The sequence below is a fragment of the Paenibacillus sp. PDC88 genome, assembly GCF_900106725.1.
GTDB lineage: Bacteria > Bacillota > Bacilli > Paenibacillales > Paenibacillaceae > Paenibacillus > Paenibacillus shunpengii.
Window position 1 is genome coordinate 671,090 of record NZ_FNNT01000002.1, and the last position, 26,125, is coordinate 697,214.

21 protein-coding genes and 1 pseudogene are annotated in these 26,125 nt (G+C 45.3%); 15 read left to right on the top strand and 7 right to left on the bottom strand.

Translation table 11 applies throughout. The features are described from left to right. Nucleotides 1-458 precede the first annotated feature (458 nt). Both nirB and BLW49_RS09695 read left to right on the top strand, forming a co-directional pair. A complete protein-coding gene (gene nirB, locus BLW49_RS09690) occupies nucleotides 459-2,480 on the top strand; it encodes a nitrite reductase large subunit NirB (protein ID WP_076313719.1) in 2,022 nt (673 codons plus the stop codon). A 66-nt stretch (nucleotides 2,481-2,546) separates the two neighbouring features. Beyond that, nucleotides 2,547-4,678: pseudogene (locus BLW49_RS09695) on the top strand (molybdopterin oxidoreductase family protein). A gap of 476 nt (nucleotides 4,679-5,154) precedes the next feature. On the opposite strand, the gene BLW49_RS09705 reads toward BLW49_RS09695, so the two are convergent. Then, complete coding sequence (locus tag BLW49_RS09705) at nucleotides 5,155-6,180, bottom strand: glycine-rich domain-containing protein (protein ID WP_090724288.1); 1,026 nt, start codon at nucleotides 6,178-6,180, stop codon at nucleotides 5,155-5,157. Nucleotides 6,181-6,334: 154 nt separating this feature from the next. Here BLW49_RS09705 and BLW49_RS09710 point away from each other — a divergent pair, with 154 nt between their 5' ends. Genes BLW49_RS09710 through rbsB form a run of 6 tightly spaced genes read left to right on the top strand, consistent with a single transcriptional unit; the run spans nucleotide 6,335 to nucleotide 12,022 of the window. Then, nucleotides 6,335-7,324: a LacI family DNA-binding transcriptional regulator gene (locus BLW49_RS09710; RefSeq protein ID WP_090724289.1), complete on the top strand. Its 990-nt coding sequence runs from the start codon at nucleotides 6,335-6,337 to the stop codon at nucleotides 7,322-7,324. After that, nucleotides 7,321-8,208 carry a ribokinase gene (rbsK, locus tag BLW49_RS09715; protein WP_076313723.1) on the top strand — a complete coding sequence of 296 codons (888 nt, stop codon included), beginning with the start codon at nucleotides 7,321-7,323 and terminating at the stop codon, nucleotides 8,206-8,208. The genes BLW49_RS09710 and rbsK overlap by 4 nt, the downstream gene beginning before the upstream one ends. Further along, nucleotides 8,208-8,603 carry a D-ribose pyranase gene (rbsD, locus tag BLW49_RS09720; RefSeq protein WP_090724290.1) on the top strand — a complete coding sequence of 132 codons (396 nt, stop codon included), beginning with the start codon at nucleotides 8,208-8,210 and terminating at the stop codon, nucleotides 8,601-8,603. The genes rbsK and rbsD overlap by 1 nt, the downstream gene beginning before the upstream one ends. A 30-nt stretch (nucleotides 8,604-8,633) precedes the next feature. Further along, a complete protein-coding gene (locus BLW49_RS09725; protein ID WP_090724292.1) occupies nucleotides 8,634-10,118 on the top strand; it encodes a sugar ABC transporter ATP-binding protein in 1,485 nt (494 codons plus the stop codon). 1 nt (nucleotide 10,119) lies between these two features. Beyond that, nucleotides 10,120-11,088 (top strand): ABC transporter permease subunit, encoded by a 969-nt coding sequence (gene rbsC / locus BLW49_RS09730; protein ID WP_090724293.1) that lies wholly within the window; start codon nucleotides 10,120-10,122, stop codon nucleotides 11,086-11,088. Between the two features lie 16 nt (nucleotides 11,089-11,104). Next, entirely contained in the window at nucleotides 11,105-12,022 is a 918-nt protein-coding gene (gene rbsB, locus BLW49_RS09735) for a ribose ABC transporter substrate-binding protein RbsB (RefSeq protein ID WP_090724546.1), read from the top strand. A gap of 480 nt (nucleotides 12,023-12,502) precedes the next feature. On the opposite strand, the gene BLW49_RS09745 is transcribed toward rbsB, so the two are convergent. Continuing rightward, a complete protein-coding gene (locus tag BLW49_RS09745; RefSeq protein WP_090724296.1) occupies nucleotides 12,503-12,814 on the bottom strand; it encodes a hypothetical protein in 312 nt (103 codons plus the stop codon). An 18-nt stretch (nucleotides 12,815-12,832) separates the two neighbouring features. Beyond that, the gene (locus tag BLW49_RS09750) at nucleotides 12,833-13,261 is read right to left on the bottom strand and encodes a hypothetical protein (RefSeq protein WP_076313730.1); all 429 of its coding nucleotides are present in this window, start codon (nucleotides 13,259-13,261) and stop codon (nucleotides 12,833-12,835) included. A 30-nt stretch (nucleotides 13,262-13,291) separates the two neighbouring features. Here BLW49_RS09750 and BLW49_RS09755 point away from each other — a divergent pair, with 30 nt between their 5' ends. Further along, entirely contained in the window at nucleotides 13,292-13,822 is a 531-nt protein-coding gene (locus tag BLW49_RS09755; RefSeq protein ID WP_076313731.1) for a DinB family protein, read from the top strand. Between the two features lies 1 nt (nucleotide 13,823). Here BLW49_RS09755 and BLW49_RS09760 read toward each other — a convergent pair whose 3' ends face one another. Continuing rightward, nucleotides 13,824-14,672: a helix-turn-helix transcriptional regulator gene (locus BLW49_RS09760; RefSeq protein ID WP_090724298.1), complete on the bottom strand. Its 849-nt coding sequence runs from the start codon at nucleotides 14,670-14,672 to the stop codon at nucleotides 13,824-13,826. A 259-nt stretch (nucleotides 14,673-14,931) separates the two neighbouring features. On the opposite strand from BLW49_RS09760, the gene BLW49_RS09765 reads away from it, so the two are divergent. The 4 genes from BLW49_RS09765 (at nucleotide 14,932) to BLW49_RS09780 (ending at nucleotide 20,274) form a co-directional block, all read left to right on the top strand. Continuing rightward, nucleotides 14,932-17,229, top strand: coding sequence for a beta-L-arabinofuranosidase domain-containing protein (locus tag BLW49_RS09765; protein WP_090724299.1), 2,298 nt, complete (start codon nucleotides 14,932-14,934; stop codon nucleotides 17,227-17,229). Nucleotides 17,230-17,294: 65 nt separating this feature from the next. Further along, on the top strand, nucleotides 17,295-18,266 hold the full coding sequence (locus BLW49_RS09770; RefSeq protein ID WP_090724301.1) for a glycoside hydrolase family 43 protein: 972 nt from the start codon (nucleotides 17,295-17,297) through the stop codon (nucleotides 18,264-18,266). A gap of 264 nt (nucleotides 18,267-18,530) precedes the next feature. Then, complete coding sequence (locus BLW49_RS09775) at nucleotides 18,531-19,382, top strand: amidohydrolase family protein (RefSeq protein ID WP_090724303.1); 852 nt, start codon at nucleotides 18,531-18,533, stop codon at nucleotides 19,380-19,382. Nucleotides 19,383-19,524: 142 nt separating this feature from the next. Next, the gene (locus BLW49_RS09780) at nucleotides 19,525-20,274 is read left to right on the top strand and encodes a glycerophosphodiester phosphodiesterase (protein ID WP_076313735.1); all 750 of its coding nucleotides are present in this window, start codon (nucleotides 19,525-19,527) and stop codon (nucleotides 20,272-20,274) included. Nucleotides 20,275-20,403: 129 nt separating this feature from the next. Here the strand turns inward: BLW49_RS09780 and BLW49_RS09785 are convergent, their stop codons facing one another. Further along, nucleotides 20,404-21,261, bottom strand: coding sequence for a helix-turn-helix transcriptional regulator (locus BLW49_RS09785; protein ID WP_090724305.1), 858 nt, complete (start codon nucleotides 21,259-21,261; stop codon nucleotides 20,404-20,406). Nucleotides 21,262-21,419: 158 nt separating this feature from the next. Between BLW49_RS09785 and BLW49_RS09790 the strand changes: the two genes are divergently transcribed. Further along, entirely contained in the window at nucleotides 21,420-24,125 is a 2,706-nt protein-coding gene (locus BLW49_RS09790) for an alpha-L-rhamnosidase (protein ID WP_090724306.1), read from the top strand. Nucleotides 24,126-24,260: 135 nt separating this feature from the next. Here BLW49_RS09790 and BLW49_RS28765 read toward each other — a convergent pair whose 3' ends face one another. Both BLW49_RS28765 and BLW49_RS09795 read right to left on the bottom strand, forming a co-directional pair. After that, nucleotides 24,261-24,431, bottom strand: a complete 171-nt coding sequence (locus BLW49_RS28765) for a hypothetical protein (protein ID WP_177178693.1) — start codon at nucleotides 24,429-24,431, stop codon at nucleotides 24,261-24,263. Nucleotides 24,432-24,577: 146 nt separating this feature from the next. Next, on the bottom strand, nucleotides 24,578-25,156 hold the full coding sequence (locus tag BLW49_RS09795) for a TetR/AcrR family transcriptional regulator (RefSeq protein WP_090724308.1): 579 nt from the start codon (nucleotides 25,154-25,156) through the stop codon (nucleotides 24,578-24,580). Nucleotides 25,157-25,359: 203 nt separating this feature from the next. On the opposite strand from BLW49_RS09795, the gene BLW49_RS09800 reads away from it, so the two are divergent. Then, complete coding sequence (locus BLW49_RS09800) at nucleotides 25,360-26,118, top strand: SDR family oxidoreductase (RefSeq protein WP_090724309.1); 759 nt, start codon at nucleotides 25,360-25,362, stop codon at nucleotides 26,116-26,118. The last annotated feature ends 7 nt before the right edge of the window (nucleotides 26,119-26,125 follow it).

Sequence of the window (26,125 nt, forward strand, 5' to 3'; positions counted from 1 at the left end):
CTAATCTCTCCCTTTTATCTTTAAATAGATCAGATCCATCATGAAGAGGGATCTCAACTGCATCAAAAATAGCCGCAATTCGCCCCTTACTTAAAGGGTTCGAGCTGCGGCCTCATTGCCGTGACATATGATTCACTTCATTGTGAATCGCTATGTATTCTGTTTGGATGACTGTACACTGAATTATAGAAATTGATTTTCGATATGTCAAGATACTTAACGCAATTTATTGAAAAAAATGAAAGTAATCGTATGAAAGCATTTTGTGTTAAAAATATTGACATAGAATCGGGTATCCTATATTCTCTTATATATAAGTTCAGCACAACGGAGTGCTGTTTCGTGAGGCAGCGCAGCCCCTTTTTCTTTTTTTGAAAAAGGGGCTTTTTTGTTCTTTTTCACTCATATAAAGATCGTGGTTTCTCTACAGAGATAGGCATGGGATGGAGGAATACTAGATGAAGAAGCAGTTGGTTGTCGTTGGAAACGGAATGGCCGGCATGAAATGTATAGAGGAGATTATTCAACTGAATCGTGGACTTTATGAAATAACGGTAATTGGCGCAGAGCCGAGGCCGAACTATAATCGGATCGAATTGTCCAAAGTGCTTCAGGGCGGAACTTCATTTGAAGATATTATTATTCATGACTGGACCTGGTACGAACAGAACGGGATCAAACTTTACACGGGAGAGAAGGTCACACGGATTCATCGGAAGAAAAAAAGGATAGAAACTTCCTCTGGAATGAAGCTGTCTTATGATGATCTTCTGATTGCGACAGGTTCATCAGCCTTTATACCACCGATCCCGGGAAGTGATCAGGAAGGTGTTATTGCTTTTCGAAGCATGGATGATTGTCTTCTTATGATGGATTATGCCAAGAAGTTTAAGAAAGCCATTGTTATTGGCGGAGGGCTGCTGGGACTGGAAGCTGCAAGAGGACTGCTGAACCTGGGGATGGAGACCGAAGTGATACACAATGCAGCGTACTTGATGAATAGACAGCTGGATCCGATGTCTGCAGGACTGCTGCAGACGGAGCTGGAAGCGCAAGGAATGAAATTCCGACTTGGTCAGCAAACGGTGCAAATCATTGGAGACGGCCGGGCTAAGGGAATTCGGCTTGCCAATGGAAACAAGCTGATGGCGGATCTGATTGTTTTTGCCGTGGGAATCAGCCCTAATGTAGACATTGGGAGAGACAGCGGACTTGCCGTGAGTCGCGGGATTATTGTTGATGATTACATGCAGACAAGTGATAAGTATATCTATGCGGTCGGAGAATGTGCCGAGCATCAGGGAATCTGTTATGGACTGGTTGCACCGCTGTACGATCAGGCGAGAGTTCTGGCACGTAAGCTGTGCCATATGGAAACCGAAGCATATCAAGGCTCAATTCCCTATTCCAAGCTGAAGGTGTCCGGTGTCGAGCTATTCTCTGTTGGGGAGATTGGACCGGATATCGGTATAGCAGTTCAGGAGTATGACCGGCTGCAGTTCAAATATAAAAAAGTGACGATGCGTGACGGTAAGCTTGCTGGTGCTATTTTATATGGAGATACAACCGAATCCCAGACCATGCTAGGATATATCAAACGTCAAGCAGACGCCACTGAGCTTGCGGCAATGAAGCCTGCATCAGCTGGTGAGAACCGGATGGAAGCTCTTGTTGCTGCGATGCCGGGAGGCGAGACGGTATGTGCCTGCAACCAAGTGTCCAAATCAGCGATTGTGAAGGTAATGGAGAAGGATGGTCTTACGACTGCGGATGAAGTGAAGCAGAAGACGAAGGCATCCGGATCATGCGGCGGGTGCAGGCCCATGCTGGAGGCGCTGGTGAAGGTAACGCTGTCAGGTGCTTCGATGCCAGCCAGCGGTGCGGAGCAGGAATCTGTAACAGATCACAGCATCTGCTCCTGCATGTCTACCGGGCACGAGGAGCTGATACATCTCATTCGTACGACAGGTGTTAAATCGTCAGCAGAAGTACGAGAGTTACTTGATTTAACTGCAGATCAAGAAGAGGGGTGCCGGACCTGTGAAGAAACGATTGCATACTACATACAGCGAAACCGATCGCAAGGAGCTAAGCATCGCTCATTACCGATAGATACATTTGATGAATTTATAAGCTGGTGCGCTGAGCAGCAGGTTCCAGCTTCAATCTATGCTGCTGCCTCAGAGGAAGCTGAGTCCGTGTTCGGGATCTTGCTGCATGATATTGCTATTCAAGCGTGCCCCGCTGGATACGAAATCTACGTAGGAGGTCATGCAAGGCATCCTGTAACAGAGGGACAGCTCTTAAGTATCACTGACACGAGAGAAGGGGCAATACGTGCTGCTCAATACACTGTGGAGCTCTACAGCACCGAGGGCTGGTTCAACGAGAAAACGTGGGAATGGGTGGAGCGGACAGGGATTGGGAGCATTCGAGAACGCGTTATGGAGCTGGAGTATAAGCTGCTGGAATTTGCTTGAACGATATCAATGTGGTGATAAAAAGGAGTGGAATTCAGCATGAAAATAGCAGGCTCTTCAGAAGTGATGAATCATTATCAAGAAGCTGCTTCAGTACTGCCCGGTGCAATTCATCATGCAACAACCCAATGCCCATTCTGCAGTGTGCAGTGCAAAGCGGAGGTTACGATAGAATCCCGTGAGGATGTCTCTAAATCGACAACCCGCGTATTTCAGTACGTAACAGAATCCAAAGGAACGCTGAACAAAGCTTCCGAAGGAAGAATATGCGTCAAGGGCATGAATGCGCACCAGCATACGACAAGTGCCAGACGAATTACGTCTCCGTTAATCAAAAAGGATGGGGAACTGACGGAAGCTACCTGGGAGGAAGCGATTCAGTACATTGCAGGCAAGATACAGTCGCTGCCAAGCAATGCTGTCGGCGTATACGGCGGCGGATCACTGACCAATGAGACAGCCTACATGCTCGGGAAATTTGCGCGGATTGGCATCGGCACCAAATACATCGACTACAATGGACGGTTTTGTATGTCTGCTGCTGCATCAGCGGGTGCTAAGGTATTTGGAATGGACCGTGGTTTAACCTTCCCATTATCGGATATTGAGGATGCAAAATGTATCATACTCGCCGGTACCAATATTGCAGAGTGTCAGCCTACACTTATGCCGTACTTTACTAGAGCTCAAGAAAAAGGTGCGGTGATTATTGTGATTGATCCGCGCAGAACATCGACAGCTGCTATGGCTGATCTTCATCTCGCTGTTCGTCCGGGAATGGATATGCTGCTTGCTGATGGAATGCTGAAATGGCTGAGGGAGCAGGGGCTCTTGGATGAAGCGTTTATTGCAAATAGAACAAACGGCTATGAACAATTGACGGCATATCTTGATAAGCTGGATTGGAAGTATATTACGGATAATACCGGTGTATCTGAGGAGAATTTGAAGCTTGCTGCTGATATGTTCGGTAAGGCGAAGACAGGTATGGTACTAACGGCGAGAGGCGTGGAGCAGCAGACAGATGGACATCTCGCGGTCAGGCATTTTATTAATTTGCTGCTAGCGACAGGAGGATCGGCCGACAAGGCTGCGGGTACGGAGCGATCACAGGACAAGGGAATGGTCAGGGAGGCAGAGAGCATGGTCAAAAGGCTGATCAGCTCCCTGGATATCGCTCCATTGAGGATGAGCAGGACCGTAATTACATCGCTTCTGTGTGGGGCGTTGAACCTGATGAAATTCCTAGAAAGGGAGTATCTGCTTACGAAATGATGGAGCTCGTTCATACAGGGGCAATTGAAGCGCTGTTTGTGATGGGCTCGAATCCCATTGTTTCGAATCCTAACGCTACACTCGTCGAAGAAGCACTGGAGAAGGTTCCTTTCTTGGCGGTGGCAGATATGTTCCTATCCGAAACGGCACGCTTAGCGGATGTTGTTCTTCCCGTAAGCTCATATATAGAGAACACGGGTACGCTCACGAATCTGGAAGGGCGGGTACTCCTGCGTGAAGCGGTGACGCCGCCGCCCGGGAATTGCAGGCATGATTGGGAGATTCTTCGGGAGCTTGCAGCAGCTCTTGGTAAAGGCAAATACTTTGACTATACCTCGGCAGAGGAAATATTCAATGAGCTTCGAATCGCCAGTAAGGGTGGTATTGCCGATTATTATGGCATCACTTATGATCGTCTGCGGAGGGAAGAAGGAGTGTACTGGCCTTGTCCTGCGGAAGACGAAGAGGGAGCCGGCAGAATTTTTGAAGAGCGATTTGCACATGCTGATGGCAGAGCTGTATTTACAGCAGAAGAAAGTGAAATGGTTAAGGAAAGATTGTCCAAGGAATATCCTCTTATGCTGACGAATGGCCGGGTACTGTCTCATTATCTGACAGGAGTACAGACAAGACTGAGTCCAGGACTTGCTTCGCGTCAGGTCGAAAACTTCGTCGAGATTCATCCCGATACGGCACGTCACTATATGATTAAGGAACAGAGCTGGGTAAGAATCACCTCTCGATACGGAGAGTTCCAGGTTCGGTGCCGTTTCAATGAGCAGATCCGAAAGGATACCTTATTTGTACCAATGCACTGGGGAGGGGTCCAAAATGTGAATCGAGCCACACGCGGCGAGCTGGACCCTTTTTGTAAAATGCCGGGATTTAAGACGACAGCGGTGCGAATCGAAATGAGCTATTAACACGAATGTGAATCATCTTGATTAGTATGGTTCTATAACGAAGCTCATTTATAAAAATATCAAAGGCTCCTTCCAGCATTCCGCTGAGAGGAGCCTTTGATTCTAGAGAACAGATTTAATGGAGTAAAGCTCTATTTAATGGTTAATCACTTTTTCAGCTAAATGTATGTCGCTTTTTTTTACGAAGATTTCATACTGTGCGGAGAATCCGCCCAAACTGACTCCAGAGGAGCCGGTATCTGTTATTTGTGTCTTATAATCAACCTGATGGCTGTTTAGCTTATAAATGATTTTCTGGAAGTGTTCTTGATTGTGTGACATGTAGATACTAATTGTGTATCGAGAAAAGATCCTTCGCCAGAGAACAAAGAGTAACTTATCTAGATTTCCAATCATCTCACCACTCCTATATACATTCACATAGATGCCTATATCAGAATAAAGAAATGTGTATCTGCAGAATTCAGCTGCAGAATTCAGCTGCTGCATCCGCCGCCACAGGAAGAACCTCCGCACGATGAACCTCCATCCGATGTATCACTTGGTGAAGAGTCAGAAGCATTTGAATCGGACCGTTCATGTTCATTCGAGTGGAAGCCGGAACATCCGCCGCCACCGCTGGTATCTTGCGCTTTACGAAGCTCTTCCTCAGAAGGTGGAGCCTCCTCGAATAAGTAAGAAGTAGACGTAGATATGAGCAGGATAGAGAGGATAGGGTCCATCGCTGCATTGCTTCGTAACACATTCGGTGAAGTCTTCTGTTGGTTTTTTGCAGACAACGTATCTTGTCTTAACAAATCATCCAGTTGCAGGTGAGCTTCTCTGATCTGATGGCTAAGTGTAAGCAGCAGCTCCTCCTGAAGCTGCTTCACATCGAGATCATTTGTTACCCTAAGTCTTGCGGTTATCACTTCATCGTTCGGATCATGCTCTATTCTCCTGAGGATCCCTTCCTCTATAGGCTGCTTGAAGAAAGGTCTGGATAATTGCTCGTTCTCTGGAAAGATTATAAAGAGGCGGCTGTATAGGAGATCGTACCAGGCTCTCTCACTGATACGTTCAGCTTCGCTTGGCTGTACACTATGCGGCTGATGATGGATGAAATCACCGGTGAATTTCCGGCAAAAGTCCTCATAGTCTCGTGTAAACATCAGCATTTCATGCCAAATGACGTCCGTATCATTGCTATACATCGGCACATTTTTGAGTACAGCGCAGAGAATAAAGTATCGCTTAAGTTCAAGCAGCATCCAGTTATATTTCTCGGCTGAATAACGATGCTTGGACATAACTCGGTCTCTCACCTGATTCATATATGTATCGTTTAATGCATCCTCAAGACGGGCAGCCAATCTGTTCAGTGAATGGACAGATGACACGATTCCTAATTGCTCGGGAAGGTTATGTGAGTAGATAAATTCAGGCGTTTCAATCCTCTTCTTCGGATTAGGCTTGTGCTCATTTGTACCAAATAGGGAAGTGATCTTTTTAAATAATCCCATGGCCTTATACCTCCTATCCATAAACTTAAAGCTTACTTCCATCTTACCATGAAATAATATGACAGAATATAGGTGTTCATTTTGAGCTTGCAACATGTGAGCAACTATGTTATCTTATACCTGTAACCGGTTACACATAGTCGAGGTGACAGAGATGGCAACAATTAAAGATGTAGCGCGTCAAGCAGGCGTATCGGTGGCCACGGTGTCCCGGGTACTCAATAGCGCAGGATATGTTCATGAGGATACACGCAAGAAAGTAGAGGATGCCATCCTGGCATTGAATTATTCACCGAATGAAGTTGCGAGATCTTTATATAAACGTAAGTCGAAGCTGATCGGACTGCTTATTCCTGACATCACGAACCCTTACTTCCCTCAGATCGCCAGAGGCGTGGAGGATGAAATGCGGGAGAATGATTACCGTATTATTATTGGAAACAGTGATGAGAATGAACAGAAAGAGCTGGAATACTTGCAAACGTTTACTCAAAATAATGTGGTCGGCGTGATCACGCTGACAAATAATCCGGATACGAATACGTACGCTTCCTTTAGCCTGCCTGTTGTATTCCTAGACCGGACATCTCATGATAAACCTTCGGTTTATGCAGATGGATGGCAGGGAGGCAGACTTGCCGCGGAAGCGATTATAGCCGGGGGCAGCAGAGAAGTTACGGTGATGCAGGGTCCTGCTCATGTCAAACCGGCTCAGGATCGATACCAAGGAGCATTAGATGCTCTCAAAGAAGCGGGAATGGATTATCATGTAATCCAGACTTCTAGCTTTTCATTTCATAACGTAGATAGACTGGCTACGAATCTGTTTGATACTTATCCTTCTACGGACGGCATTATTGCAAGTAATGATCTGGCAGCGATTGCAGTGATTCATGAAGCCGTAAGACGAGGCAGAAGAGTTCCAGAGGATGTGCAGATCGTCGGATTTGATGATATTCCGATCAGCGGATTGTTATCACCGGCACTGTCAACCATTAGACAACCTGCATATGAGATGGGAAGAGCAGCAGCCCGGCTGTTGATAAATTTAATCGATAACAAACATAATATGGAGGCCTACATTCAGTTTCCAGTTGAGTATATTGAACGGAATACAACCCGAAAGGTGGCGCAAAATAAATGAGTAAAAAAGCAAAAGTAACGGTCATTGGCAGTTCCTCCATGGACCTTGTCGTGACGTCTAGTAAACGCCCTGGTGCAGGAGAAACGGTGCTTGGAGAATCCTTCAAGACGGTGCCGGGGGGCAAAGGAGCGAACCAGGCAGTCGCTGCAGCCAGACTCGGTGCTGAGGTTACGATGATCGGGCGTGTGGGTGATGACCATTACGGCAAGATCATCTTGGACAATTTTAAACAAAACGGAGTCATTGTCGACTATGTGGAACCGGTTACAGATATGGAAAGTGGTACGGCTCATATTATCTTGGCAGAAGGTGACAACAGCATCGTTTTTGTGAAAGCAGCGAACGATGAGGTGACACCGGCTTATGTAGAGCAGACCGTAGAAGTGATCAAGAATTCGGATATCGTGCTGATTCAACAGGAGATTCCAGAGGAAACAGTGGAGCATGTTGCAGCACTGTGTAGTGAGCTTGGCGTGCCGCTCATGTTAAATCCGGCACCTGCCCGGCCTGTGAGCGATGAACTCATTGAGAAGGCTGCCTATATTACACCGAATGAGCATGAAGCCAAGATCATCTTTGACGGAGCAAGCGTGCATGATTCCCTTCGTAAGTATCCGAACAAGCTGCTTGTTACCGAAGGGAAAAACGGAGTCCGCTTCTATGATGGAGCCGAAGAGATTCTGGTTCCAAGTTATGCTGTGGAAGCAGTCGATACAACCGGTGCAGGTGATACCTTCAATGCTGCCTTTGCCGTTGCACTGGCGGAAGGCAAATCACTGCAGGATAGTATTAAATTCGCCAACCGTGCGGCATCGCTGTCTGTCATGAAGTTCGGTGCACAAGGCGGAATGCCGACACGAGATGAAGTGGAGGCGAATCTGTAATGAAGAAGCAAGGAATAATTAATAGTCATATCACCAAGGTGCTTGCGGATTTAGGACACACGGATCAAATTGTGATAGCGGATATCGGACTTCCTGTGCCTGAAGGTGTTCATAAGATCGACCTTTCCATAAAGCTGGGCACACCCAGCTTCATGGAAGTAGTAGAGGCGATTGCTGAAGATATGGAGATCGAGAAGGTCATTCTGGCGGAAGAGATTAAATCGGAGAATGTGGAAGCGCTCCATTTTATACAAGAGAAGTTTATTAATCAGTCGGTGGAATATCATTCGCACGAGCAGTTCAAAAAGCTGACACAGGACGCTAAGGTTATTATTCGCACAGGGGAAGCAAAGCCTTATGCTAATTGCATCTTACAGTCCGGTGTGTACTTCTGACAGATTCGTCATCAAGGAGGGAAATCATATATGCATATTCAGATGAAAGGAATTCATAAGGCATTTGGAACGAATCAAGTGCTGACAGGTGTGGATTTTGATCTGGTTGAAGGTGAAGTACATGCGCTCATGGGTGAGAATGGAGCCGGCAAATCAACACTGATGAATATTCTAATCGGACTGCATCCGCGGAACGAGGGAACGATTCTGATAGACGGGAAAGAGACTTATTTTTCTAATCCCAAAGAAGCAGAGCAGTTCGGTATTGCCTTTATCCATCAGGAGCTGAACATTTGGCCGGATATGACGGTGCTGGAAAACTTGTTTATCGGCAAAGAGCTGACCAGTAAAGCAGGGTTTTTAAATACGAAACAGATGAAAGCGCTGGCAAAATCGCAGTTTGAGAAGCTGGCCGTCAGCATTCCGCTGGATCAGGATGCCGGAGAATGCTCGGTAGGACAGCAGCAAATGATTGAGATTGCCAAAGCACTCATGACCAATGCTAAAGTCATTGTAATGGATGAGCCGACAGCCGCACTGACAGAGCGTGAGATCGAGAAGCTTTTTGCGGTCATTAACTCACTTCGCAAGCAGGGTGTATCCATCGTTTATATCTCGCACCGGATGGAGGAGATCTTTACGATCTGTGATCGAATTACGGTGATGCGTGACGGGAAGACCGTGGACACCAAGCCAATTCCAGATACGAGCTTTGAGGAAGTCGTTAGAAAAATGGTTGGACGAGAATTAACGGAACGTTATCCTGCCAGAAACCCGAAACCGGGTGAGGTCGTACTGGAAGTCAAGAATATCGGCCGCAAGGATGCTTTTGAGAATGTAAGCTTCAGCGTCAGATCTGGTGAAATTGTGGGCTTCTCTGGGCTCATGGGTGCAGGAAGAACTGAAATTATGCGTGCCCTGTTTGGGCTTGACTCCCTTCATAGTGGAGAGATGTGGGTACGAGGCAAGAAGGTTAATATCCGCAAGCCTGATGATGCAGTGAAGCATGGAATTGGCTTTATTACGGAAGATCGTAAGGATGAAGGTCTGGTGCTTGATTTTTCTATACGTGAAAATATGGTGCTTCCTAATCTGTTCAGCTTCAGTGGCAAAGCAGGTCTAATCTCCAGTAAGAAAGAGAAGGATTTTGTAGATACTCTGATTAAACGGCTTCTGATTAAGACAGAATCTTCTGAAACAGCTGCCAGAAATTTATCGGGTGGGAATCAGCAAAAAGTCGTTATTGCTAAATGGGTAGGTATCGGACCAAGTGTCCTAATCCTTGATGAACCGACACGAGGCGTTGACGTGGGTGCCAAGCGGGAAATCTATCAGTTGATGAATGAGCTGACAGACCGCGGTGTTGCGATTATCATGGTATCTTCTGAGCTGCCGGAGGTGCTCGGTATGAGTGATCGGATCATCGTTGTCCACGAGGGACAGATCAGTGGAGAACTCAGCCGCGAAGAAGCTACACAAGAGAAAATTATGACACTAGCAACAGGAGGACAATAACATGACCAGTGTAAAGGAAACGAGTAATAAAAAAGGACTTCAGTTGTCACAGCTTGCAGGGAAGCTTGGGCCGCTGCTCGGACTCATCCTGCTTATCGTCATTGTAACGATTATGAATCCGGGATTTTTGGAACCGCTTAACATATTGAATTTGCTCAGACAGGTATCGATTAACGCACTGCTTGCATTTGGTATGACCTTTGTCATTTTGACTGGCGGTATCGATCTATCCGTCGGTTCGATCTTGGCACTGTCCAGTGCCATTGTCGCTAACCTGATGCTGTCTGGTCTAGATCCGATTCTTGCCATCATTGTCGGGGTATTGCTGGGCGGAATTATGGGGATGATGAACGGACTCATGATTACCAAAGGTAAGATGGCACCTTTCATTGCAACACTAGCCAGTATGACGATCTTCCGGGGATTAACCCTAGTGTACACGAACGGGAATCCGATCACGGGTCTTGGGGACAACATGGCATTCCAGCTGTTTGGACGTGGATATTTCCTAGGCATTCCGGTGCCGGCCATTACGATGATGATTACATTTGCTATTCTGTGGGTCATTCTGCATAAAACATCATTTGGACGCAAAACGTATGCCATCGGCGGTAATGAGAAGGCTGCGCTTGTATCCGGTATCAAGGTCGATCGTGTCAAAATTATGATCTATTCTCTTGCAGGTATGATGGCTGCACTAGCGGGTGCCATTCTGACTTCCCGTCTTAACTCTGCACAGCCGACAGCCGGTGATTCTTATGAGCTTGATGCAATCGCTGCTGTCGTATTAGGAGGTACAAGCTTAACAGGAGGCCGCGGGCTTATTATAGGGACTTTAATCGGGGCACTGATTATCGGAGTTCTTAACAATGGTCTGAACCTGCTCGGTGTATCATCATTCTATCAAATGGTCGTCAAAGGTGTCGTGATCGTTATTGCGGTACTGATTGACCGTAAGAAATCTGCATAAGAGGAGTAGAGACATGATGAAAAAATTAACTTTATTGTTCACTGCAGTACTCATGATCATTATGACGGGCTGTTCCATGCAGCCGCCAGAGTGGGCTAAACCGAACAACAACGGTAACACAGATGATATAAAAATCGGACTATCCATATCTACTTTGAACAATCCATTTTTCGTTGCCTTAAAAGACGGTGTTGTTGCTGAAGCAGAAAAGCAAGGGATCGAGGTTGTTATTGTAGATGCACAGGATGATTCGGCGAAGCAATCCAATGACGTGGATGATCTGATTCAGCAAGGCGTGAACGCATTGCTCATTAATCCGACGGATTCGGCGGCGATCTCGAACGTAGTACAAACGGCAAACTCGCTCGGTATTCCTGTTATTACGCTGGACCGTTCAGCAGACCAAGGTGAAGTAGAAGCATTGGTGGCATCAGATAACGTGAAGGGTGGAGAAATGGCAGCTCAGTATATTATAGAGCAGCTTGGCGAAGGAGCAAAAGTCATTGAGCTGGAAGGTGTGGCAGGTGCGTCTGCGACACGGGAGCGTGGTCAGGGCTTCCACAATATTGCCGATGAGAAGCTTGATGTCGTGGCTAAGCAGCCGGCCGATTTTGATCGGACCAAAGGGTTGAATGTCATGGAGAACCTGCTTCAAGGCAATCCGGATGCGGAGGCCGTATTTGCCCACAATGATGAGATGGCACTTGGAGCACTTGAGGCCATTCAAAGCTCAGGCAGAGATGTCATCGTGGTTGGTTTTGATGGTAACGAGGATGCGATTAAATCCATTAATGCCGGAGGGCTGACCGCTTCAGTTGCACAACAGCCGGCACTCATAGGTGAACTCGCTGTTCAAGCCGCAGCGAATGTGCTTAAAGGCAATGAAGTGGAAGAAATGATCGCCGCACCACTGAAATTGGTGACGAAAGAATAAGAAGAGTTTGGCTTCATATTGAAAACACCTTCAAAAACATCTATCGACTATCTGAGGTCGGAGATGAACTTGGAGGTGTTTTTTTTGGTTGGAAGGTTAAAACAAGCACAATTGTGTTATTATGAGAAAAAAATATTGTAAGGATCTACCATATATAATAGACGAAACTATACTATTAGTGGGGTGCTTATTGTGAGTGTTTCAATGATGACTCTAATGATCATGGGAATAATAATCTTTTATGCCATTGTAATCATACTTATTGTAAATTTCATTGGCCGGAGATTTTTTAAGGACAAAACGAATATGATTTTTGTATATGCTGGCATCATATGGGTATTTCAAATGTTTGTTGTAATTAAAGCTTTATTGACTAATCAGGCTATTGATCCCTTCAGCATTATCTTTTTCTGTATTGGATTGGGTTGGATTGTTCAAGGAATCAGAAAAAAGCGAGCAAATAATCAATAGAATTATCCGTTAAATGTATATCTTAGCTTCAGGTTTTAGAGCATCTGTATTTTTAATTCTTACAGCAACTCTAGCATTGTATTTCTCCACATTGATCCAGGCGATCAATTGATCAGGTCCATATGTATTTACATAATCAGCGAATATGACTTCACCATTACATTCAACAATCTCAGTATATGATCGGAAGGGATGATTTCCCTCCAGGCTGCTTAGAAAACGATCAAATTCATATTGCAACGCTTGTAAATTGTGCCCGACTTCTTCAATCACGTCATAGTAGGCGGCAGTATTATGCTCATCAAGAATGGCAATGATCATCTAGAACCTCCTTAGCCCTCAGCTTAATTTTATAATCTTCATGCCCTCTATCAAATCTTGAGACATGTCAATGCGAGCTAGCAATTGTTCTCTCAATTCTTGCTCAGAGAGGAAAGCGATATACTTGCTATGCTTGCTAAGCAGTTCTTCTTCGTTTTCTGTAATTGCCATTTCTATAATTTCAACGGATTCATCGCCGTTGTTTAAATAACGATGTCGTATACCTCTCTCATGATATCCTATGGATGCAATTGCATAGATAACCCTTAAATCGATCAACGAGCACTCATCTAAGATTTGTTCAAGCACTGACTGTTGGCTGTCCCATAGATTTCGATTCTCGAGATCTGAAATTTTGCCAGATTTTACAGCATTTCTAGAGAGCCTATATACATCAACGATTTGTTTAACGACTGCAGCATTTTTCTGTGCTGTCCTAAAATCCATTATTTATCATCTCCTAGGAGGAATCTTCTCATGTTTGATTTGAAAAGTGACTCAAGTATGTCTCCAATCGTAGGTATGTTGTATTCGGCTGTGGAACAAAATTGCGAGCGCCTTCGGATGATTACACAAGGGATGACGCAAGATGAGCTGGATTACAGAGGGCCTGACGATCGTCATAATAGTGCTGCCCAGCTGATTAAACATCTCATGTATGTAGATTTGAACTGGGTGTACAGAATTAAGGGACAACCCTTGCCTTCAACATATAGGGATAAATACGGCCCCATGATTGATGAAGATGGCAGACTTCCCATGATTGCTGGAGTCTCAGTTGATACATTTATGTCAGATTATACAAACGTATTAGCGCTGTTACGAGATACGTGCAGGAAGCTGACTGATGCAGATCTGGAACAAGTCGTCAGGTTCGGACATGAGAATGAGAAAGAAGCAACGATTCGTTGGGGGATATGGCACATGGCAGACCATAACCGTTATCATCAGGCACATATTAACCAGCTTCGTAAATGGTATCGAAACAATGAAACAAGGTCCAAGTGAGTCACTTGTAATACAGCAGTCTGTTTGCAGCGGCGTTTCGGAAGTCCGTTGGTGTGAGATGAGTGATCTGTTTGAAGGACTTCATAAAATGCTGGCTGTCATGGTATCCGAGCTGCATGGCTATCTCTTGAACTGTCTGATTTGTGTCCGACAAGAGAAAGGCAGCCGCTTCCATCTTCTGCTGTATAATATACTGTTTAAGGGTGACGCCTGCAACAGATGCGAACAGGTGTGACAGGTATTTCGAGTTATATCCGAAATAATCAGCAATTGCCGATACCTTAAGTGCTTCAAATCGATTCCAGTTAATATAATCTACAATATCATTATAGAGCTGAAGCTGTTTCAGCTTCTTGCCGGATATATTGTCCTCAGCATAGGACTGATGATACAGCTCACACAGAATGGTGGTCGCCATACAATTACCGAGTGTAGGATCCTGATAACTGCGCATGGAGTCCTGCAGCTGTTTCATCATGATGACAATCTTGTCCATGCCTCGAAGGCGGCCTTTATGTGGAATGAAGATGTGGTGCTGAACAGGCTGATAATCTCGGATTGGAATGGTGCAGGAGGGTTCTTCAGATGTGAAATGAAGCCAGTAAAAGCTGCAATCGGATTCCTTGTAACCGAATTGCTTCGTTCTAGGCGGCATCAGCAGAAAATCTCCTTCTTCGAGCACATGCTCTCCCCGATCATCTGCGATGAACAGCCTGCCCTTGGTCTGGACGAACAGCTCGTAATCCATCAGTATTCTACTCATATGTACCCAGTCCGGAGCAGGTGATGCGAACTTTCCTGTCATTTGCATTATTAGGGGCTTCTCTATATTAAATGTGTATCCATCCATCGATGTATGTCCTCCGTAAGTATCTGTCTTTTTCACACCTTCAGCTTACTATATCTTATTATAATATATTGGTATGAAATGGCACCACTTGTTGATCTCAACTATGAATTAACATTCTATACTCCTATGCATCTATACGTCATTATCTGACTTTTTTACACGAATTCGAACGTTTCTCCACTTCACTCCTACATATGAAATCGTTATTCTGAAAGAGCAAGCTGAACCGTATAGAAGAGTCTCGGAAGGTGGTAGAAGGATGTCTGCAAAGGAAGAAGCAGTAAAAGGTCATGTATTGCAGGATTTTGCTATGAACCAGGTGCACTTAACTGGAGAGTTTCATATCAACGCATTTGCGAAGGAACTCGACTATTTACATAGCTATGATCTGGATCGTCTGCTCGCTGGATTTCGGGAGAACCGAGGTCTTCCTCCTAAGGCAGAGAAGTATCCAGGATGGGAGGATACCGAGATTCGGGGACATACGCTCGGGCATTTCATGACTGCATGTGCTCAAGCTTATGAGCAAACGAGTGATCCGGATCTGCTTAAGAAATTGGAATATATCATAGCAGAGCTTGCCCAATGTCAATTTGAAAGCGGTTATTTGTCGGCATTTCCCGAGAGCTTGATCGATAATATTGAGAAGAGACAACCCGCCTGGGTTCCATGGTACACCATACACAAACTGATCGCCGGACTTATCGCTGTTTACCAAGGAACACAGTTGGCCGATGCCAAGCGCATTGTCTGTAAATTAGGAGACTGGGTTGCATTACGCACCTCCCGCTGGTCACATGAGCTGCAAACGATCGTGCTTTCTGTAGAATATGGCGGAATGAATGACTGCTTGTATGATCTATTTAAAATATCGTCAGATCCGAAGCACTTGGAAGCGGCTCACAAATTTGACGAGATCCCCTTGTTCAAAGCAATCGCTCAGGGAGCAGATATATTAAAAGGCAAGCATGCGAACACAACGATTCCTAAATTTCTGGGAGCGCTTAACCGTTATCGAACGCTTGGTGAGAGTGAAAAATTTTATCTGGAGGCAGCCAAGAAATTTTGGGATATCGTGGTTAATCATCACACATATATAACGGGCGGCAACAGTGAATCCGAGCATTTTGGAGAGCCAGATATTCTGGATGCAAGACGCTCCGATATTACATGCGAGACCTGTAACAGCTACAACATGCTGAAGCTGACTCGTGAGCTGTTCAAACTAACCGGCGACAAGAAATATGCCGACTATTACGAAACGAGCTACATAAATGCGATTCTCTCCTCGCAAAATCCCGAAACGGGAATGACCATGTATTTTCAGCCGATGGCTACCGGTTATTTCAAAATATACAGCTCTCCATTTGAGCACTTCTGGTGCTGTACAGGTACGGGGATGGAGAGCTTTACGAAGCTGAATGACAGCATATATTTTTACAATGACAACGAGCTGTACGTGAATCAATTTATTAGCTCCAGGCTCGATTTTGCACAAGAGAATATGAGCATTACACAAACCGCCTCTATACCGGATCGTGATGATGTCCAGTTTACGATTGAAACCACAGATGGCCGAGACAGGGCAATGAAGCTCTATGTAAGAGTACCTAATTGGGTCAAGGGTGAAATGACTGTTTTACTAAATGGCAAGCGGTTTGAACCTGAGATCAAAAATGAATATCTGGAGGTAGACCGCACCTGGCACAGCGGAGATGTACTGGATTTAGTTCTGCCCATGAAGGTGCTCGCCTGCAGCCTCCCTGACAATCCGGCAGCAGTGGGTTTCCAATACGGTCCAATTGTTCTCAGCGCAGCTCTAGGAAATGAAGATATGACGTTATCCAGCACAGGCATCATGGTGCAAGTGCCAACGAAGCGGATGCGGATCAAGGACTTTATCATTCCAAACGGAATGACTCCCAAAGAATGGATTCAGTCCGTAGAAGAGCATGTGGTCAAAGACGAGGATCGGATGGAGTTTCGATTAAGGAATACCGATGAGGATGAACGGTTGATCTTTACACCTCATTATAAGCAGCATAAAGAACGATATGGTATCTACTGGAACATGGTTGAACCAGATTCGGAGGAGCTGAAGCGTCATTTGGAGCTTGGCAGACTTGAGAACCTTACTAAGGAGGCAACGATTGACAGCGTTCAGGTAGGCAATGATCAGTATGAGCTCCAGCATGGGATCAGAGGAGAGAATACGTTCAGCGGAGCTTGGGATGGCCAGAATGGCAGGCTTGCAAATGACAAGGGCTGGTTTAGCTATACAATGGCGGTTGATCCAGATGATGTGAATGTGCTCCAGGTGACGTACTTCCTCATCAACCATAATCGTGCCATGAACATTTATGTGAATGATCAGCTTCTCGCGCGAGAGGAAACCGGTTATGAACGCAGAAGAGAGTTTGTAACCAAGGAGTATCCGATTCCGCAAGCCTTAATCAACAAGAGCAGTCAAATTGTCGTTAAGTTCATGCCTGAAGCAGATTTGAATGGAATTTATGGTGTGCTGCGAACAATGCGGCCGCTTAACAAGGAAGCATAAGTTATCAAGTACTAAAAATAACACAATGGATCATTCCCTTAGAATTCAAAAGGAGGAACTTTTTAATGGACGCTTATTTGTTTGTGCATTTTAAAGAAAAGAAAACACCAGATGGTGAACAGGTTTATTTTGGTTTGAGCAGGGATGGTCTAAACTGGGAGCAGGTCAATGATGGAAATCCTGTGCTGTGGAGTGAACAGGGAGATCGAGGAGTCAGAGATCATACCATTGTGCGGACGAGAGAAGGGAAGTTCTTCATCATTGCAACCGATTTGAGTCTGGCAAACGGATTTAACACGAAGTACAAGAGCAGCTGGGCCAGCATTTCAAGAGAAGGAAGCAAGTGCTTGTCGTTGTGGGAGTCGGAGGATCTGGTGAACTGGTCTAAGCAGAGAATGATTGAGCTTGGAAATGAGGACTTTGGCTGTCTGTGGGCACCAGATGTCATTTATGACACCAAGAATGAGGACTATGTTCTCCATTGGTCTTCAGCACATGCTTCAAATAATTTCGGACATAAGGCGATCTATTACTCGCGAACGAAGGATTTCGTTCACTTCTCGAAACCGGAGATGCTGTGCCGCAAAGATGGGAGCGGAATTATTGATTCCGCGATTTATGAAGAGAACGGATTCTTATATCGTTTTCTAAAAAGCGAGAAGGATCCAGAGGGAATCATTCTGCAAAAGGGCAGTACGCTGACTGGAGAGCATACCCGGATTGAAGCCTTTGATGAAGAAATGGCGAAGCTGGGACATCACGCTTATGAAGCGCCAACGGCATTTAAGGTAAAGGATGGCAGATGGTGTCTGCTGCTCGACTTTTTCGGTGTTGAAGGTGAAGGACAAGGCTATGTGCCATTTTTGGCAGATGATATTGACAGTGGAAGGTTTATTCGTTCTGACGAGAGCTTCAGCTTCCCATATGGCTTCAAGCACGGAACCGTGCTGCCGATTACCATGGAGGAGTATGAGCGCATTCAGAATTGGAATTTTGCACGGGATCGTCTGACGAAGCAAGAAGCGGAAATACGATAGTTGAAGTTGAAGTTGAAGGAACGGATAATTCATGATTGAAAAAATACAGCTGGTTTAAATGATAGATAACGTAAGACGGACTGCATGGTTACTAGAGTCTGTCTTACGTTTATTTTGTTCTTTCACTGCTTACAGGCTGTGCTTCCATAGACGAGGCCGCTTGCCAACGCTCTTAAAGCATTTCGCGTACAGGAATTCTAGATGAAGAAATCGAAAAAGATGAGAAGGAAATGAAAGAATAGATTCATAGAAAGCAGGGATGTAATGAGCACAGTTCGTATCGATGCCCATCAGCATTTTATTGATTATGCATCCGGTGATTACCCATGGATTGATGATCGTCATGGGGCATTAAAAAGGCCGTTTATGCCAGCGGACTTAAAGCCTCTTCTCGATTCCATGTCATTTAACGGTTCAATCGCCGTTCAAGCTAGACAATCACTTCATGAAACCGAGTGGCTTCTCTCGCTTGCGGATGAATTCGACTTCGTTTACGGTGTGGTTGGCTGGGTCGATCTATGTTCGCCTGCGGTGTCTGCGCAATTGGAGAGATTCGGTGCTCATCCCAAGCTGAAGGGAATCAGACATGTGATTCAGGATGAGCCTGATGATCGCTTTATGCTGCGGGATGATTTTCTTCACGGACTTAGTCTCTTGGGCAGGTACGGATTAACTTATGATCTGCTTATACATGAGCGGCATCTTCCGAATGCGGCAGCCTTAACACAAATGTTCCCGGAGCAGAAGTTTGTCTTGGATCATTTAGCAAAACCTAGGATTATGGAGGGGAAGGGGCAACTGGACTCATGGAGAAGCGGTATACAGGAGCTCGCCAAATCACCAAATGTGTATTGCAAGCTGTCTGGAATGGTAACCGAAGCAGACTGGGAACATTGGAGGGTGGAGGATTTTGTCCCTTACCTGGATACCGTCTTTGAAGCCTTTGGTCCGGATCGGTTGATGATTGGCTCCGATTGGCCCGTTTGCACGGTGAGCCGGGATTACAGAGCAGTGATGAACGTAGTCATCACATATATTAATCAGCTTCCAACAGAGATTCAAGACCGTATTCTGGGCGGAAATTGTGCACGATTCTATAACATCGATGAAATGTAAAGCCGAGTTAGAAGCTGCAAACATCATTTAACACAAAAAGGTAGAACTCATCTCCTGAACTCCATATACTTAACATGAACGACTTGTCCGTACAGGCCTGTAAATAAGCAATGAATCTAATGACAATCAGGGAGTGTGACCAATGAATACGACGATGCCTATCATTATCGCACACAGGGGAGCAGCAGGAGTTGCACCGGAAAATACACTGGCTTCTTTCGAGCTTGCTCTTACGCAAGGCTGTAATGCATTTGAACTGGACATTCATCTCTCCAAGGATGAGGAGATCATAGTCATTCATGATTACACCATTGACCGTACAACAGATGGTACGGGAGCGGTTCAGGATATGACCTTAGATGAACTGAGAAGCTACGATGCCGGGAGCTGGTATGATGCACAGTATCAAGGGCAGAAGATTCCCACGCTCAGAGAAGTTTTCGAATTAGCTCCTAAGGATTTGATGATTAACGTTGAAATTAAAGGCGGACTGGAAGCGGGAATCGAGCAGAAGCTGGTAAACCTCCTGCGGGAATATGACCGGACAGAACAGGTCGTCGTTTCTTCCTTCCACTTTGGTGCTTTGCAGAAGCTACAAGCTCTGGATTCTTCAATTAAGCTCGGACTTCTGTACCATCAGGATTTTCAGCATCCTGAATATTTACCAGATGCAGTAGGCGTCAGTACGTATTCCCTTCATCCTTACTATAAGCAGCTTACAGATAACCAGCTAAATGCGGCTCTGGAAAAAGGACTTGAGGTGTATCCTTGGACGGTAAATGAAACAGAGGATATGAAACGTATGGTAGAGCTTCGAGTAAGTGGAATCATTACAGATTACCCGGAGAGATTACAGCAAGTATTGGGTGAGCTTCAAGCGAGTCTGAAGTAGACTAGTATAGAGAATTCATCAGACCTGTGCGAATGGCTTTGCCTATATAAATACGATAAAACAGTGCTTGGATGAAGACATGCCTATCGTCCAGACAAGCACTGTTTTTTTGCGGATTCAAGTTGATATTCATATCATCCGTCGGTACTCAAGTGGAGTGCAGCCTGTCTTCTGCTTGAATAGGGCATTGAAATAGGACACATCCTGATAGCCTACAGCGGATGCGATGTTACTGACTTTTTGCGAGGTCGTACGAAGCAGACGTCCTGCCGCATGGATTCTTACATTTTGCAGATAATCGGTCATGTTCATCCCCATATGGCGTTTAAATACCCGGTGAAACTGCCGCTCGCTGAGCCCCATTTTACGCGCCATCTCCTGTACGGTGATTCGATAGCCATATCCTTCATGCAGCTCACTCAGTACAGCTTCCAGATGGATGGAATTCTCATCTTCTCTAAGATCATCTGCCGTTTCCATCCGGTTGATCAGCAGGAGCAGTTGTAAGATGCCGCTGTAGAGTGCTAGTTCTCTTCCAAGCCTGTGGACTTGGTATTCTCGGTGTAATTGCTGGAATAAAATTAGTAGTTCTCCATATTTATCACTGTACTGGCGATATTCATGCATTGTCAGCAGAGGATTCAGCACATCACTGCCAGGAATGGGAGCCACGGTCTGTCTAAACTCAGCCAGCGCCAGTACGCAATTGTAGACAATAAGCGGCTGTCCCTTAGTTATGCCGTGAGGTCTGAAGACATGAGACGTGCCTTGAGGCAGTAAAAAGAGATCCCCTTGCTTAACCGGCAGGGTAATACCGCTCAGGATATGTGTACCGCTGCCTTCAGCAACATAGCTGATCTCAAAGAAGTCATGCTGATGCTCGGATAGCTCATATGATTCTACACTGCGATTGAGATATAACGGTAAACCCTGTGAAAATAAGGATTCGCCTCGTATCATATCTATTCTCCGTTTGGCACTAATCATATCACCTGTCTCCTTATGTATCGTCTCTTCCTAAATAATGTCCGATTAGCCAGCATGATTTGTCTGATTACACCATATAAAGCGCTATCAATCATCGTAGAATGAAAGAGAGGAAAACACAAGGGAAGATATTCGACGAAGGAAGGCAGGAGAGGTTGATGAATCCACAAGCAGCACTTTCAGTGAGCCAAGTCACCTGTGAATATCGTGAGGAATTACTCGGGAGCAATCAGTTCGTCCCCCGATTTGGATGGAAATTGAATTCGAAGGAAAGAGGAATCAAGCAGCAGGCGTATCATCTTGTTGTCTCAGATCTGCCTGACTTCAGCTTATATCTATGGGATACCGGAAGAATTGAATCCGATCAATCCATTCATATTGAATATGGCGGTCCCGCTCTACAGTCCAGAACACGCTACTATTACCGAGTTAAGGTGTGGGATCAGCAGGGCAATTGTTCAGAATGGAGCAGTACAGGATGGTGGGAGACCGCATTCCTTAGCTCTAATGAATGGCAGGCAGAATGGATTATGCCGAAGCAGCTGCCCGTTGTCCAGCAGGCTCAGGAATGGCCCGATTCTCCACCTGTTTCGCTGCTCCGAACAACGTTCCAGCTGAAGCAGAATATCGTATCTGCCCGAGTGTATGCTACGGCAGCAGGCTTGTACGACTTGCATTTGAATGGAGAACGCGTCGGGGAGGAGCTGCTTGCCCCAGGATGGACCAGTTATCATCACCGGCATCAATACCAAACGTACGATGTAACCCGTTATCTGCATGCAGGCGGCAATGGTATTGGTATTCAAGCAGCAGACGGCTGGTATTCAGGGCGTATCTCCTGGGAGAAGGGATTTCGCAGCGCTTATGGAGAACACCGTGCAGTGCTGCTGGAGCTGCATGTGCAATATGCAGATGGCACTGAAGAGGTTGTAGTCACGGATACGACATGGAAGGCATCCGAAGGGCCTATTCGCTACACTAGTATCTATGATGGTGAAATTTATGATGCGAGACTTGAACAGGCAGGATGGAGTGAGTATGAATATGATGACAGCGGATGGGAGGGTGTTTCTCGATCGGATATGCCTTATCATCCGCTGACTGCACAAGAGAACTGGCCAGTGAAGGTAACGGAAACGATTCATCCTATATCGGTACTGCATACCCCCCGTGGTGAAACGGTGCTCGATATGGGACAGAACATGGTTGGGCGAGTCCGAATAAAGATGAATCTGGATGAAGGAACGAAGATTACGCTATATCATGCGGAAGTACTGGATCGGGAAGGGAATTTTTATACCGGGAATCTGCGAAGTGCGAAGCAGTTAGTCGAATATACCGCACGGGGGAATGGTGAAGACAACTATGCACCGGCCTTTACCTTCATGGGATTCAGATATATTCGTATTGCAGGACTCGAGAAGCTTGATGATTCGGTTATCATAAAGGGCTTCACGGGGGAAGTCATGCATTCTGATATGGTTCAGACCGGGCAATTCGACTGCTCTGACGAACGGGTGAATCGGCTTCAGCAAAATATCGTTTGGGGACAACGCGGCAACTTTGTAGATATTCCAACCGATTGTCCGCAGCGGGATGAACGTCTTGGATGGACGGGCGATGCTCAGGTATTTATACGTACAGCAGCATTTAATTATCAGGTGGCTCCCTTCTTCGCCAAATGGCTGCGAGATCTGGCGGCTGATCAGAGAGAAGACGGGAGTGTACCCTTTACGATTCCGAACATCTTGAAATGGAATAAAGATACATCGGCAGCTTGGGGGGATGCGGCGGTCATATGTCCCTGGACACAGTATCAATGCTACGGAGACATCAGACTGTTATCCGAGCAGTATGACAGCATGAAAGCTTGGGTGAACTATATTCGAGGCGAAGGTGAATATGAATATTTATGGAACACAGGTCACCATTTCGGTGACTGGCTTGCCCTTGATGCGAAGGAGAACAGCTATGTGGGGGCAACACCACTCGATCTGATTGCTACATCCTTCTATGCATATTCTGTTGATCTTGTAAGAAATGCAGCTGTTGTTCTGGGCAGATCCGAAGATGTGAAAAAATACAGTGATTTGCTGTATCAGGTACGGAGAGCTTATCTGAATGAATTTGTCACTCCAGCAGGTCGTCTGGCTGCTCCTATGCAGACTGCACATGTGCTTGCTCTGATGTTCGGTCTTGTAGAAGGAGACGCGAGAAGAAGAACAGCAAGTGAGCTTAATCGAATGGTCGTGCAGAACGGCTATCATTTAACAACAGGATTTGTAGGTACTCCTTATTTGTGCATTGTCTTGTCTGAAAATGGCTATCATGAGACAGCAGTCAAATTACTGCTGCAGGACAGTTATCCATCATGGCTGTATTCGATTACACAAGGGGCTACAACGATATGGGAGCATTGGGATGGCATCAAGTCTGATGGATCTTTTTGGAGTGATGATATGAACTCCTATAATCATTATGCCTACGGTGCAATCGGGGACTGGATGTATCGATATCTTGCAGGTCTTGATATGGAGGATTCGGATATCGCTTATAAAAAGATTCGCATACATCCAAGATTTGCAGCGGGACAGCTTAAGCATGCTTCAGCTAAGCTGGATTCTCCTTACGGAAGGATTGAATCCTCATGGCTAGAAGATAAGGGACTTAGAACGGTACAAATTCAGATCCCTGTAAATACAGAAGCTAAGATTATTCTGGAGGGAGCGAATCTCGATCAGCTATTGGAAAGTGGTTATCCCGTAAAGGATGTGGAAGGGATCATTGATATAACCCGCACAGCTGAAGCAGTAGTGCTTAGAGCAGGCTCAGGTAAGTATGTGTTCAGCTATAAATATTCATAATTACAAATATACGAAAAGAAAAAGAACGTATAAGCCTACTATTCATCAGTAGGCTTATATGTCTTATGAGAATGATGAAGCGCGGAATAGCTGCGTCGATATGCGGATGAGAGCCATATACCCCGCGCTTCCTGCTTATCGCTTTTTTGTTTTTTGTTCCTCATCCGGCGCCTCCAGTATATCTTCGGTCAAGTTGGCTTTGGTTATAGAACCGGATTGATCAAGCAGGTCAAAAGGCTTATGGTTCTCGTCTGATTCAGGAATCGGTTCCACGCCAGCTCCGCGATCGGTTTTATCGTGAGTCACTAGAATCACCCTTTCCATTCTTGACTTAGTATGCACGCTGTACAGCGTAAATATGTACGTCATTACCTCGGTTTCGGATCAATGAAACATTCGAGCAATGACAGATGGACCAAATTTCCCAAATGGTATTTGCATAATCATCGTTGTTATGCCTTATTCTGACTTACAATCTCAAGCAGCTGTTCAGACATATACTCTGGGCTGTAGGTAAGGCCACCATTAATCCATTCAATAATAATCCCGAAGATGGCATAAGCAATGTAGCTGGCTTGGATGTCAGGATTGATCTTCGTATGTGGTCCGTGCTCAGCTATGCTCTCCAGAGATAGATCCTTCAGTACGTTGCATATACGATTCTGGAAACCGGATAACTTGTCTGATTTAACGATCAGAATATAGAAATCAGCGAACTTATATACATGATCAAATACCTTTACAGCAGCAGAGGTTAATTTGCTGATATCCAGCACTTCGACATGCATATAAGGATCACGATAGGATTCAATCAGATCGGAAATCACATCATCTAAAATTTCCTCTAAGATATCTTCTTTATACTGATAATGCTTGTAGAAGGTGCCGCGGTTAAGATTAGCGACACGAACCAAGTCAGTGATCGAAATCTCTTTAAACTCTTTTTCTTTCATCAGTTGAATGAGTGCATCTTTCAGTGCCTGCTTGGATTTAACGATTCTACGATCTATGGAATCATGTATATCCGTCATTCTCGAGGTCCTCCTTTTGAGGTATAGATTGTGTTAATAGACATTAAGCAGTTTAATTGTATGTTAGTATACAAAACGCTGTTTTTTTGCTGATTGAATAATGGTTTGCTCATTCATTATAATATAAAAGTGAACACTTAATGAACAATTGTTCGTTATTTTATTAATGTAAACGTATACGATAATATAGGAGGTTATACAAAATGAGACTTCAAAACAAAGTGGCTGTTATTACAGGTGCAGCTTCCGGTATGGGTAAAGAAACGGCGATTCTGTATGCTCAAGAAGGAGCGAAGGTTGTCGTGTCCGATTTGAATCTAGAAGGTGCAAATGCAACTGTTGAAACGATTAAAGCTGCGGGCGGAGAGGCATTTGCAATTAAGACCAACGTCGCTTCTCTCGAAGATATTAATACGCTGATTGATACAACAGTTGAGAAATACGGTACGGTTGATGTTCTGGTGAACAATGCCGGAATTATGGACAACTTTGAACCCGCTGGTGAGATTGAAGATGAGAAATGGGAGCGTATCTTCGCTATCAATACTACGAGCGTAATGCGTGCAACACGTAAAGTGCTTCCGATCTTCATGGAGAAGCAAAGCGGTGTTATTATCAACATTGCATCAGCTGGAGGACTTCAAGGTGCTCGTGCAGGTGCATCTTATACAGCATCTAAGCATGCTGTTGTCGGCTTCACCAAAAATACAGGCTTCATGTACGCCAAAGAAGGAATCAGATGTGTGGCCATTGCTCCAGGCGGAGTAGAAACGAACATCAGCGCTTCCATGACTGGCGTTAGTCAATATGGCATGGGCCGCTCCCAAGCAGGACTGGCTATCAATCCACGTATCGGTAAACCATCTGAGATTGCACAGGTTGCGTTGTTCCTTGCATCCGACGAAGCCAGCTTCGTGAACGGAACGGTTATTAGTGCAGATGCTGGGTGGATGGCATACTAAGATCGTT